This window comes from Robiginitalea sp., from assembly GCF_982776155.1.
Genome location: NZ_CEXZKX010000001.1, coordinates 76597 through 89257 on the forward strand (window position 1 = coordinate 76597; position 12661 = coordinate 89257).

The window sequence follows — 12661 nt, forward strand, 5'->3', positions numbered from 1 at the left end:
AATCCCTGCCTCTGTTGGGAACGCCTGCCCCGGATGGAAAACGCCTGTCCCGGTTGGGCTGGTTAACCCTCCATGCGGCGGAGATCTTTGTAATTGCGGTACAACTTCCGGGTGAGCAGCCCGTAGAGCAAAAAGTAAATCCCGCCCATTACCGCCGTAAATACTATGCCGGCCACCGACATGATGCCCACCACAATCCATTTCAGGCGATCCGGGTCTACCTGGCCGTCCGGATGCAGGTGGAGCGCTTCAATCAGATCGTCGCTTAAGACCATCCCCCAGATAAACACGCCGAAGAATACCAGGATCATGCTCAGGCAGAATACCACGTAATTCCGAACGGTTTTCCGGGTGCGGATAATGCGGTTCATCAACTTGCCTGCGCTGTCGAGCACGGAAATTTCCCGGTAGCGCTTATAAAATTGCAGAATAAAATAGAGGGCCACCCCGTACTGGATGACCGTTAGTACAATCAGCGGGATCCGGATCCCCAGGCTGCCGGCCACGTCGTAATTCATCCCGCTGCGGAAGGAAGGCAGGAGATAGAGCAGGTGGGGGACAATAAATTCGATGATGCTGATGTAGAAAATCCAGCGGACCACCGACGAGGATTTTTTCCAGATCATCCGGTGGATCTCGTCATAGGTCAGGCGGGGCATTTCCTTCTCCCGCTTCTGCCAGTCCTGTTTCAGTAATTCCAGTTCATCCATCATAGCTTCAGGGGTTGAGAATGGTTCGAAGTTTGGTTTTGATCCGGCTCATCTTTACGCGCGCATTTACCTCGCTGATGCCCAGGGTATCCGAAATCTCGGCGTAGTTTTTATCCTCCAGGTACAGGAATACCAGGGCCTTGTCAATATCCCCCAGTTCCCGGATGGCGCTGTACATCAGGTTGAGCTGCCGTTCCTGTGTGGGGTCGTATTCCTCGGCTTTCACCTTGTAGAGCACCGTATCAAAGGCCTGCGTTTTAGGCTGTTTCCTGGATTTTCGGTACAGCGTGATGGCCGTATTCAGCGCCACGCGGTACATCCAGGTGCTGAACTTGGAGTCTCCCCGGAATTTCGGGTAAGCCTTCCAGAGCTGGATGGTGATCTCCTGAAACAGGTCGTTGTGGGCCTCCCGGTTATCCGTGTACAGGCTGCAGACCTTGTGCACGATATTTTGGTTGGCTTCCAGTTCGGAAACAAATTGATGTTCCAGTTCTTTCGTCACGCGGGTTGGTTATCGTAAAGATTGGTAGCCCAATTGGGCGAAATGTTACATCCGGAAACTAAAAAAAGGGATCCCGGGGGATCCCTTCAGCCCGGAAGTATCGCGTTAGTCCCGGTAATTCAGCGCGGGTTCCCGGTCTCCCAGGAGCGGGACATATTTAAAGTCGGAGCCCCGGCGTTCCAGGAATTCCGCCCGGGCGGCCTGGAGGGTTTCCGGGTCTTCGTACAGGTCGATGGCGGTTTTTGCCAGGGTCTTGGCGGCGATCATCATGCCTTTCAGCCCAATCGAGGTTCCGCCGGCAGCTACTGCCTGCCAGGAATGGGCCGGGGTGCCGGGGACCCATGTGGCTGTGCTGAGCCCCACGGTTGGTACGGCAAAACTCACATCCCCCACATCCGTGGAACCATAGGCCCGGGCCGTTTCGCGGAACGGCATCACGGTGGCGGCTGTCTCGGCATCCAGGGACTCCTGTCCCAGGGAGGCGGCGATCTGCTCGGCAAAGGCTTTTTCCTCGGGCGTATAGGTCATCCCGCCGATCTCCACCAGGTTCTCGTACATCACGCGTTGCAGGGCCAGGTTCGGCAAGAGCTCGTGGGTGCCCCCGATCATTTCATAATCCATGGTGGTGCCTGTGCCCAGGGCAGCCCCTTCCGCAGCTTTCACGATCCGGTCGAATACCTCGACAACCACGTCCCGGGTGTTGTGGCGGGCGTAGTAGTAAACCTCTGCGAAGTCCGGCACCACGTTGGGGGCCTTGCCGCCGTCGGTGATCACATAGTGGATCCGGGTCTCCTGGGGAATGTGTTCGCGCATCATGTTCACCATCATGTTCATCGCCTCCACCCCGTCCAGGGCGGAACGGCCGCGTTCCGGAGACCCGGCTGCGTGGGCCGAAACCCCGTGGAAGCGGAATTTGGCCGATTTGTTGGCCAGGGCGGCACCCGCATTGGCGGCATTCATGGAACCGGGGTGCCAGTGCAGGGCGGCATCCAGGTCATCGAATAGCCCGGCTCGCGTCATGTACACCTTCCCGGACCCGCCTTCTTCGGCAGGACACCCGTAAAAACGAATGGTCCCCTGGCCCCCGTTAGCCCGGATCCAGTCTTTGACGGCAATGGCTGCGGCTGCAGACGCCGTTCCGAATAGATGGTGGCCACAGGCATGGCCTGCAACCCCGCCGGCCGGTTCCTTTTTCGGGACGGCCTTCTGGGATAACCCGGGCAATGCATCGTATTCGCCCAGGATTCCGATAACCGGCGACCCGCTCCCGTATTCGGCTACAAATGCCGTCGGGATGCCGGCCACGCCTTTGCGAATGCTGAACCCGGCGTCCTCCAGGGTCTCCTGGAGCAGGGCGGCGCTCTGTTCTTCCTGATAGCCCATCTCGGCCCAGTCCCATATCTGCAGGGCGATGTCGGCATACTCCCCGGAACGGGCATCCAGTTGGTTCATAACGTCTTCCTGGGCGGTAGCCACCAGGGAGGCAGCCCCCAGGATCAAAGTGTAAATCTTTCTCATCGGTTGTGTTTTGTTGGAATGCCTAAAGATACGAATTCAGCGTTCCTGAGGTAAGGAATTCCCGGGTCCATGTCGCCCTAGCTGAATTTCCGGGGATGGTGCTCCCGGACCACCTCGGCCAGGTGGGTTCGGTCTACGTGCATATAAACCTCTGTGGTGGTGATGCTTTCATGTCCCAGCATTTGCTGGATGGCCCGGATATCCGCCCCATTCTGTAACAAATGGGTGGCAAAGGAATGCCGGAAGGTGTGCGGGCTGACGTTTTTCCGGAGGCCGGCCCGTGCGGCCAGGTCCCGGATTATGGTGAAAATCATGGCCCGGCTGAGCCCCCGGCCCCGTCGATTGAGGAACACGACGTCCTCAAAGCCGGCTTGCGGCTGTTGGTGGGGGCGTACTTCGCGGATATACCGGAGGATACATTCCCGGTTATAGGGCCCAACCGGCACAAACCGGTCTTTGCTGCCCTTGCCGGTTACCTTAATAAAGCCCTCGTCAAAAAATAAATCGCTCAGGCGGAGCCCCAGCAACTCGGAAACGCGCAGCCCGCATCCGTAAAGGGTCTCCAGGATCGCCAGGTTGCGTTCGCCCTCCGGGGCCGACCGGTCGATCTTCGCTACCAGGCGGTCGATTTCTTCCACGGAGAGTGTGTCCGGAAGCTTTCTTCCCAGTTTGGGCGCCTCGATGAGGTCCATGGGGTTGTCCTTGCGATACCCTTCAAAAATCAGGTAGCCGAAGAAGCCCTTGAGCCCCGAGATCAGCCGGGCCTGCGAACGGGCCTTCAGGTCGGTGCCAACATGGTGGATAAAGGCCTCGATATCTTTTCGGTCGATGGATTTGGGTGTGATACCCGGTTCATTTTCCGCGAGGTATCCGGCCAGTTTGCGGACATCCCTGCGGTAGCTCCGAACGGAATTCTCGGAAAGCCCCCTTTCCAGCCGAAGGTAGTGCAGGTAATCCGTTATGGCCTCTTCCCAGTTCACCTCCCAAAGATAACGGTTACCCTCCCAAAGACAACGGCTCCGCGCAGGTCCCGTTCCATTTTGGCTATTTCGCGCTGGCTCCGGCTTTGTTTGATGCATCCACTTCGAATGCTGCTGCCCGGGCCGCTTGTGGTTTTTTGCTACATTTACCCCATGAAGCTCATCATCATCAACGGACCCAACCTGAACCTGCTGGGCAAGCGGGAACCGGAGGTCTACGGCAACACCACCTTTGAAGCGTATTTCAGCGAATTGCAGTTTCGGTTCAAAGACGTGCAGCTCGAATACTTCCAGTCGAATATCGAAGGGGAAATTATCGGCAAGATCCAGGAAACGGGATTTGATTACGACGGCATCATCCTGAACGCCGCCGCCTATACCCATACCTCAGTCGGGATTGGCGACGCCGTCAGGGCTGTGGAAACCCCGGTGGTGGAAGTCCATATTTCCAACGTAGCGGAAAGGGAGTCCTTCAGGCACGCATCCTATGTCTCTCCCGGAGCCAAAGGGGTCATCTTTGGATTCGGGCTCAAAGGCTACGACCTGGCTATCCGGAGTTTCCTCCCGGATTAGACCTTGCCGAGAAAGCGGCTGTCCAGGTAAAACGTGCCAAAGGGCAGGAGGGAGGCCAGCAGAAGCCAGGCGAGGATCTTCCACCCCCATCCCTGTTCCTTCCACACCACCAGTGCGAGCGCCACATACCCGATAAAAAGGAATCCATGTGCGTACCCTACATATTGGTTGGGCTCACCAATACCCGCCCAGTATTTCAGCGGCATGGTAAGGCCGAAAAGCAGCAGGAAGCTGATGCCTTCCAAAATTGCGAGAATCCTGAAAATCGATAGCATAGGGGCGCGGCCGGACCGGGGTATTACAAGTGGATTACTTCGTCATAGGCATCTGCCACGGCTTCCATGACCGCCTCGCTCATAGTGGGGTGCGGGTGCACCGCTTTGAGGATTTCGTGCCCGGTGGTTTCGAGTTTCCGGCCCACTACGGCTTCGGCAATCATGTCGGTGACCCCGGCCCCAATCATATGGCAACCGAGCCACTCCCCGTATTTTGCATCGAAAATCACCTTGACGAAACCATCCGGGTTTCCGGAGGCCTTCGCCTTGCCGCTGGCTGAAAACGGGAACTTACCCACCTTCACGTCGTATCCCGCTTCCCTTGCCTGGGCCTCCGTCATCCCGACGGACGCCACTTCCGGCATGCAATAGGTACAACCGGGGATGTTGCCGTAGTCCAGGGGTTCTACGTGCATACCTGCAATTTTCTCCACGCACAGGATGCCTTCGGCAGAGGCCACATGCGCCAGGGCAGGCCCCGGGGTGACGTCGCCGATGGCATAGTATCCCGGGATGTTGGTCTGGTAATAGTCATTGACCATGATCTTGTCGCGGTCCGTGGCAATTCCCACGTCCTCGAGCCCGATATTTTCGATATTCGTCTTGATGCCCACAGCCGACAACACGATGTCTGCCTCCAGGGTTTGTTCCCCCTTGGAAGTCTTGACGGTGGCCTTGACCCCGTCCCCGGATGTATCCACCTTGGTGACTTCCGAGGAAGTCATCACCTTGACCCCGGCCTTTTTAAAACTGCGTTCGAGTTGCTTGGAAACTTCTTCGTCCTCAACAGGGACGATATTCGGCAGGAATTCCACCACGGTTACCTCAGTGCCCATCGCGTTGTAGAAGTAGGCAAATTCGATACCGATGGCCCCGCTCCCTACGACGATCATCTTTTTGGGTTGCTTCTCCAGGGTCATCGCTTCGCGGTACCCGATGATTTTCTTCCCGTCCTGGGGGAGGCTCGGGAGTTCACGGCTCTTCGCGCCCGTAGCGATGATGATATGCGAGGCCTCGTAGGTGGTTTCCTTGCCGTCGGCATCTTTGACGCTTACTTTTTTCCCCGGTTTCAGCGTGCCAAAACCTTGGAGCACTTCAATTTTATTCTTCTTCATGAGGAACTGCACGCCTTTGCTCATCCCGTCGGCCACGCTACGGCTCCGCTTTACCACGGCCCCGAAATCCTTATCGGCGCCTTCCACGCTGAGGCCGTAATCGCCTGCATGTTGCAGGTATTCAAACACCTGGGCCGATTTCAGCAGCGCCTTGGTGGGGATACAGCCCCAGTTGAGGCAAACGCCCCCCAGGCTTTCCTTTTCTACAATGGCGGTTTTAAAACCGAGTTGGGATGCGCGGATGGCGGTTACATACCCGCCGGGCCCGCTGCCGAGAACTAGTACGTCAAAGCTGCTCATAGATGAATTGTTTCGCTGATTTTTCACGGGCAAAGGTACGAAACCCATCCGAATGCTACCGGGGGTTTATTGCGCCGGGATAAAGTCCAGGGCGGCACCGTTGATACAATGCCTTTTACCGGTGGTTTGGCGGGGGCCGTCGTCGAAAACATGGCCCAGGTGACCACCGCAGACCGCGCAGTGTTCTTCCGTCCGGGTCATCCCGAAGGCGGTATCCACACTATAGGCCACATTGCCCTCAATTTCCCGGTCGAAACTCGGCCAGCCGGTCCCGGAATCGAATTTGTGTTCGCTCCGGAAAACCGGGGTCTGGCAACCGGCGCAGACGTAGGTCCCGGCCTGTTTGTTATTCAGCAAGTCGCTGGACCCGGGGTTTTCCGTTCCGGCTTTGCGCAGGATGTAGAATTCCAGGTCCGTCAATTCCGCCCGCCACTCGGCTTCGGTTTTCTGTACTTTAAAATTTTCGGCTACGGCCGGCCCGTCCTGGGTCGTTGCAGCGTCTTTTTCCCCGGATTGCCCCCGGCAGCTCGCAAGGAGCAGGGCAGCAATCAGGAAGCAGATGTATTTCAATTTCATAGAGGTGTTTTTTTATTCGACGAAACTGTCGGGCATTCCTTTCAAATATACGCCATAAAAAAACCCCCGGGAATGCCGGGGGGGTGTTTCGTTCATGGTATGGCGCAGTGCCATGGGGCATCCGATTCGCCCTGCCCGCGTCCTGCCCCGGGTTATTTTGGGGAAACCACGGGGATATCCGCTGCCTGTACATTCATGTAGTCCAGGACAGCCTGCATATCGGCCACGTCGATTCCTGCCTGGCTTACCCCGTCGGCGGGGAGGATCGCGATCCGGAAGGTCTGGTTATCCGTATCCGCAGGCGGCAGGGTGCCCAGGTCAAAATCGGCTTCCATGAAAATACTCACATCCAGGAAGGTGTGGTCGTAATTGTACTGCAGGATACCCTGGTCCAGCAGGCGGGTCTGGGGCAGGAGGCGCCACAGGTCAATCGGGGCGCCGCCGTCCGGGTCGTCGAGTTGGTCCCAGAGGATATAGACCAGTACCACATCCGTTTCAAAGACTTCCACCGACGGCGCATCCACTGCGAATTCAGAGAAGAGACTGTAGTCGTTTCCGGGGGTGAAATCACCGGTGATATCGTAAACCTGGCCCAGGATGTTGACACCGTCCAGGCCGTCGAGCCCGTCTACCCCATCAAAACCGGGGGGGCCGGGAGGGCCGGCAGGACCCTCACAGGAACTGATTACAAGGACCAGTATAAGACTGAGAAGTGCGTTGATTTTTTGCATAATGATCGATTTTTTTGGTTTTGACGGAACTGGAAAGGTCCCGTTTTCACAAGGTAAAGACAAAAAGCGTTCCAAAAATGTTATTTAAGGACGTCGTATACCGGGATTGGTGGATTCCAACGGGTTTGGAAAAAGTAAAAAAACCGGGGAGACGGCGTCCCCGAATACCCCCGGAAGGAGGTTGCCGCCTATCGCAGCCGGGGTTATTTCCGCTGGGATTTTCCCTATATTTAAGTCCCGCACACGCCAAACGGCAAGGCGGCCAGCCAATTGAATCGAGAACGACTCGCCCATGAAGAAAAAACGCCTGAGTTTCTGGGAAATCTGGAATATGAGTTTCGGATTCCTGGGTATCCAATTCGGATTCGCCCTGCAAAATGCCAATACCTCCCGGATATTTGAAACCCTCGGGGCGGAAATAGACCAGATCCCCATCCTCTGGATAGCAGCGCCGGTTACCGGCCTGGTGGTGCAGCCTATCATCGGGTATTTCAGCGACCGCACCTGGACGCGGCTGGGCCGCAGGCGCCCCTATTTTCTGGCCGGGGCCATCCTGGCCTCTATCGCCCTGTGCATCATGCCGAATTCACCTGCCCTGTGGGTGGCAGCGGGAATGCTTTGGATCATGGATGCCTCCATCAACGTCGCCATGGAGCCGTTCCGGGCCTTTGTAGGGGACAACCTTCCCGGAGACCAGCGAACCCTGGGCTTTGCCATGCAGAGTTTCTTTATCGGTTTGGGCGCCGTGGTGGGCTCCGTGATGCCCTATGTGTTTACCAATTGGCTGGGGATCAGCAATACGGCACCGGAAGGGGTGATCCCGGATTCGGTAAAATGGTCGTTTTATGTCGGGGGGGGCGTCTTCCTGACTGCGGTTCTCTGGACCGTCTGGCGATCCCGCGAATACAGTCCGGAAGAATTGGAGCAATTCGAGGAGAACCGGGATTTCCCCACCCCCGACCTGTCTCCGGAGGAAAACGAGCGGCGGATTGCCCGGTTGCGGCAGTATGGTATCATGTTCCTGGCCGCGGGGTTGCTCGCTACGGCCATCCCGTATTATTACAATTTGCAAAAAGAACTCTATGTCCTCACCGTGGGCTTTGCCCTGGTTGGCATCCTCTTCCTGGCGGCGTCTGCTATTCGGCGCCGGAAGGGCCGCAATGGTTTTGTGACCATCATGTCCGACCTGCTCAATATGCCGGACACCATGAAACAACTTGCCTGGGTCCAGTTTTTTTCCTGGTTCGCACTTTTTTCCATGTGGATCTATACCACCCAGGCGGTTACCGGACATGTCTACGGCACCCGGGATACGACCTCCGAACTTTACAATGACGGGGCAGACTGGGTAACTGTGCTTTTCGGGGTGTATAACGGGGTGGCCGCTGTAGTGGCGTTCCTCCTGCCGGTCCTGGCCAAGAAGACGAGCCGGAAGATCACCCATCTGATCGCCCTCACCCTGGGCGGGTTGGGCCTGATGTCCGTGTATTTCATCACCGACCCGGACTGGCTGCTCCTGTCCATGGTCGGAGTGGGAATTGCCTGGGCCAGTATCCTTTCGGTGCCTTACGCGATGCTCGCCGGCGCCCTGCCCCCGAAAAAAATGGGATACTACATGGGGGTGTTCAATTTTTTTATCGTTATCCCGCAAATGGTGGCTGCCACGATCCTTGGGTTCCTGGTCAGCGGCCTGTTCGGAGGAGAGCCCGTGTATGCCCTGGTTGTGGGCGGCTTGGCGATGATCCTGTCGGGATTGCTGACGCTCAGGGTACGCGACCGGCGCGCCATCGATTTGGCCGGGATGACCAAAAGCTGATCGCCCGGTGCTTTGTGGCAAGGGTACTGGGGGTTTCCGCACGGAGCCGCCGCCAGGGGCGGTGACGCGAGATCAACCCGATGAAAAGAACTGCCAACACATGGAAGACGCTTCAAATACTGCCATAGACACCCCGGTACCCGATTGGTTGCGGTGGTCGAACCTCTACGAGGTGAACCTGAGGCAATATACGCCGGAGGGTACATTTGCCGCATTCCGGAACCACTTACCGCGGCTGCGGGATATGGGGGTCGATATCCTTTGGTTTATGCCGGTGCAACCCGTTAGCCGGGAACGAAGGAAAGGCCCGATGGGCAGCCCCTATGCACTTTCAGATTACCTGGCTACAAACCCGGATTTCGGGTCTTTCGAGGAGTTTTGCCAGCTCGTGGAGGAGATCCACCGCCTCGGTATGCGCGTGATCCTGGACTGGGTGCCAAACCACACGGGTTGGGACCACAGCTGGATCCGGGAGCACCCGGATTGGTATATCCGGGGGGATAGTGGTAAAATAATCGACCCGGTGAACCCGGGCACGGGGAAATCCTGGGGATGGACGGACGTGGCGGCCCTGGACTATGGCAACCCGGAGATGCGCCAGGCGATGATAGACGCCATGACCTATTGGGTCCGGGAATCCGGGATCGACGGGTTCCGGGCGGACGTGGCCCATGGTGTCCCGGTCGATTTCTGGGAGGAGTGTACGCGGACCCTGTATGCGATCAGGCCGCTTTTTATGCTGGCGGAAGCCGAGGACTCCGAATTGGTGAATTCCGGGTATTTCACCGCAGATTACGGCTGGGACATGCACCACCTGTTCAACGAAATAGCCAAAAGCCTGGGGGGCGCAGCAGGGGGAAGGCAACTCGATCAGGGGAATATAGCGGCATCGCCCGTGGAGGACTCAACAGCCACAGCGGATGCCCTGGAAATCGACCGGCAACTCAGCCGGCAGGCGGAAAGGTACCGGCGCGGCCTGAAGATGTATTTTACTTCCAACCACGATGAAAACGCCTGGGCGGGAACGGAGTTCCGGCGTATGGGCGCTGCCCACCTTGTCTTTGCCGTCCTTGCCGCCACGCTTCGGGGGATCCCCCTGGTTTATTCCGGGCAGGAAGCCGCCATGGACCGCCAACTGGCTTTTTTTGAGAAAGACGAAATCTCCTGGGGGGACTACCCGTATACTGATTTTTACAAGGCGTTGAATGAATTGCGGCACCGCAACCGGGCCCTCTGGAATACGGAGGGAGGGGGCCGCGTGGTTAAAATCCCGACGGGGGTGGACCGTTGGGTCTATGCCTTTACAAGGGGTTTTGAAACAGACCGGGTGGTCGTCGTCTTAAACCTTTCGACCCACCCGAGGGAGGCCGTATTGGGCGGGCTGGGCTATTCCGGGGAGTACAAGCGGATATTCGGTGGGCAAAGCGGATTTCTGGGGCCCGGGGATACACTGGTACTGGAGCCGCTGGAATACCGGGTGTATTCAAACAGGTAAAGCCGTGGCGTTGCGTTTAACGGCTCCGGCTCGCCCGCACCTAATTGGCCCGGGTTCCCGCGGGTTTCGCCAAATCTCAGGAATTGGTTACATTTAAAGACATACCAAGCAGACAAACAAGCAGACAAATATGTTCCGACAAGAACGCGTAGTTATCGATGCCGTGAGGCCCCAGTTGGACTGCGGCAAATTTTTTATCAAACGGGTGGTAGGGGATACCGTGGAGGTATCCGCCGACATCCTTCCGGACGGTCACGACGTAATGCAGGCCGAGGTACTCTACAAACACCAATCGGAGCGGCGTTGGGACAGCGTGCGGATGCTGCCCCTGGAAAACGACCGTTACCAGGCCTCCTTTACCGTTGCCAAACAGGGATTTTATCAGTACAAGGTCCGGGGATGGGTGGATTACGCCCTGAACTGGCAACACGGGATCGGGGCAAAGATCCGGGACGGGCAGCACGTCCGGAGCGAATTGCTCGACGGGGTGCAATACCTGGAACACCTGGCCAAAGATGCCGGAAAAGCCGACAGGGCTTATGCCAGGGACCTGATCCCGGTATTTGAGGATGCAGGGCGGTACGACCAGGCGGTGGAGGCCGCGGTTTCCGACCGCCTGCACGAGCTCTTTATGGAGCACCCGGAGCGCCGGCTGGCAAATACCACGGAACCCCTGGAGGTTTACGTAGACCGGAAGAAGGCGGAGTTCAGTACGTGGTACGAGTTTTTTCCGCGTTCGGCTTCCCCGACCCCCGGAAAACACGGCACCTTCGCGGATTGCGAGCGGTTGCTGCCCCGGATTGCGGAGATGGGTTTCGACACGGTCTATTTCCCCCCGATCCACCCGATCGGGGAAAAGAACCGGAAAGGCAAAAACAATACCACCGAGGCGGAGGATGGGGACTGCGGGGTCCCCTGGGCCATCGGGTCGCGCCACGGCGGGCACCGGGCCATCCACCCGGAACTGGGAACCGAGGAGGATTTCCGGCAGTTGGTCCGGAAAGCCGGGGAACACGGGTTGGAGATCGCCATGGACCTGGCCTTCCAGGCAGCCCCGGACCACCCGTACATTGCGGAGCACCCCGAATGGTTCCGCAAGCGGCCGGACGGCACGATGCAGTACGCGGAAAACCCGCCGAAGAAATACCAGGACATCGTCAACTTTTATTTCGAAACACCCGCATACAAGGCGCTCTGGAAGGAATTGCTGGAAGTAACCCTCCAATGGGTCGGCTTCGGGGTAACGATTTTCAGGGTGGACAACCCGCATACAAAACCCTACTATTTCTGGAACTGGCTGATTGCCGAAGTCAAAAAGAAACACCCGGACGTCCTGTTCCTGGCCGAGGCGTTTTCCCGCCCGAGGATCATGCAGCAACTGGCCAAACAGGGCTTTTCCCAGTCCTACACCTATTTTACGTGGCGGGAGCACAAACAGGAGCTGATCGACTATATGGTGGAGCTCACCCAAACGGATATGCGGGAGTACTACCGGCCGAACTTCTGGCCGAATACCCCGGACATCAACCCGCACCACCTGCAGAACGCGGGGGAAGCGATCCACCTGATCCGCTATGGGCTGGCAGCCACGCTCTCGGGGAATATCGGGATCTACGGCCCCGTTTTTGAGTATATGGCCAATGCCCCGCTGCCCGGCAAGGAGGAGTACCTGGATTGCGAGAAGTACGAGATCCGCCATTGGGACTGGGGGGTGAAAAACAAACTGACGCACGTCATTTCCAAGGTGAATGCCATCCGCCGGGAACACCCGGCCCTGCAACAGACCAACAACATCTATTTCTGCGGCCTGGAAAACCCGCAGATGCTGGCCTATTATAAGTGGGATCACTTGCGCCAGGATGAAATCCTGGTGGTTATCAGCCTGGACCAGTTCGGCAGCCAGAGCGGGTTTGTGCGCATCCCCTGGGAAGCCATGGGGCCGGATTCCGGCGGGGCCCTGGAAGTGGTGGATTTGATGACCCAGACCAGCTATCGATGGGACAAGGAATGGAACTACGCGGAGTTGCATCCCGGCCTTCCTTTCCATATCTTTCATATCAGAAGATAGGT

At 57.5% G+C, this 12661-nt stretch carries 12 protein-coding genes; 4 read left to right on the forward strand and 8 right to left on the reverse strand.

Annotated elements, in window-relative coordinates; all coding sequences use genetic code 11:
• Positions 1–62: 62 nt before the first annotated feature.
• The 4 genes from AC3DKS_RS00310 to xerD all read right to left on the reverse strand — a co-directional run bounded on the left by AC3DKS_RS00310 (position 63) and on the right by xerD (position 3710).
• On the reverse strand, positions 63–713 hold the full coding sequence (locus AC3DKS_RS00310; RefSeq protein WP_015754491.1) for a hypothetical protein: 651 nt from the start codon (positions 711–713) through the stop codon (positions 63–65).
• Between the two features lie 4 nt (positions 714–717).
• Positions 718–1212 carry an RNA polymerase sigma factor gene (locus AC3DKS_RS00315; protein ID WP_272608096.1) on the reverse strand — a complete coding sequence of 165 codons (495 nt, stop codon included), beginning with the start codon at positions 1210–1212 and terminating at the stop codon, positions 718–720.
• Positions 1213–1317: 105 nt separating this feature from the next.
• The gene (locus tag AC3DKS_RS00320) at positions 1318–2730 is read right to left on the reverse strand and encodes an amidohydrolase (protein WP_272608097.1); all 1413 of its coding nucleotides are present in this window, start codon (positions 2728–2730) and stop codon (positions 1318–1320) included.
• Positions 2731–2807: 77 nt separating this feature from the next.
• A complete protein-coding gene (gene xerD, locus AC3DKS_RS00325; protein WP_272608098.1) occupies positions 2808–3710 on the reverse strand; it encodes a site-specific tyrosine recombinase XerD in 903 nt (300 codons plus the stop codon).
• Positions 3711–3863: 153 nt separating this feature from the next.
• Here xerD and aroQ point away from each other — a divergent pair, with 153 nt between their 5' ends.
• Positions 3864–4283, forward strand: a complete 420-nt coding sequence (gene aroQ / locus AC3DKS_RS00330; protein ID WP_272608099.1) for a type II 3-dehydroquinate dehydratase — start codon at positions 3864–3866, stop codon at positions 4281–4283.
• Here aroQ and AC3DKS_RS00335 read toward each other — a convergent pair.
• The 4 genes from AC3DKS_RS00335 to AC3DKS_RS00350 all read right to left on the reverse strand — a co-directional run bounded on the left by AC3DKS_RS00335 (position 4280) and on the right by AC3DKS_RS00350 (position 7280).
• A complete protein-coding gene (locus AC3DKS_RS00335) occupies positions 4280–4558 on the reverse strand; it encodes a DUF3817 domain-containing protein (RefSeq protein WP_041327144.1) in 279 nt (92 codons plus the stop codon). The genes aroQ and AC3DKS_RS00335 overlap by 4 nt on opposite strands.
• A 23-nt stretch (positions 4559–4581) precedes the next feature.
• Positions 4582–5973 carry a dihydrolipoyl dehydrogenase gene (gene lpdA / locus AC3DKS_RS00340; protein WP_272608100.1) on the reverse strand — a complete coding sequence of 464 codons (1392 nt, stop codon included), beginning with the start codon at positions 5971–5973 and terminating at the stop codon, positions 4582–4584.
• 66 nt (positions 5974–6039) lie between these two features.
• Positions 6040–6549: a peptide-methionine (R)-S-oxide reductase MsrB gene (msrB, locus tag AC3DKS_RS00345; RefSeq protein ID WP_272608101.1), complete on the reverse strand. Its 510-nt coding sequence runs from the start codon at positions 6547–6549 to the stop codon at positions 6040–6042.
• 152 nt (positions 6550–6701) lie between these two features.
• On the reverse strand, positions 6702–7280 hold the full coding sequence (locus tag AC3DKS_RS00350) for a hypothetical protein (RefSeq protein ID WP_015754499.1): 579 nt from the start codon (positions 7278–7280) through the stop codon (positions 6702–6704).
• 292 nt (positions 7281–7572) lie between these two features.
• Here AC3DKS_RS00350 and AC3DKS_RS00355 point away from each other — a divergent pair, with 292 nt between their 5' ends.
• The 3 genes from AC3DKS_RS00355 (at position 7573) to AC3DKS_RS00365 (ending at position 12659) form a co-directional block, all read left to right on the forward strand.
• Positions 7573–9096, forward strand: a complete 1524-nt coding sequence (locus AC3DKS_RS00355) for an MFS transporter (RefSeq protein ID WP_272608102.1) — start codon at positions 7573–7575, stop codon at positions 9094–9096.
• Between the two features lie 100 nt (positions 9097–9196).
• A complete protein-coding gene (locus AC3DKS_RS00360) occupies positions 9197–10591 on the forward strand; it encodes an alpha-amylase family glycosyl hydrolase (protein ID WP_272608103.1) in 1395 nt (464 codons plus the stop codon).
• Between the two features lie 130 nt (positions 10592–10721).
• A complete protein-coding gene (locus AC3DKS_RS00365; protein ID WP_272608104.1) occupies positions 10722–12659 on the forward strand; it encodes an alpha-1,4-glucan--maltose-1-phosphate maltosyltransferase in 1938 nt (645 codons plus the stop codon).
• The last annotated feature ends 2 nt before the right edge of the window (positions 12660–12661 follow it).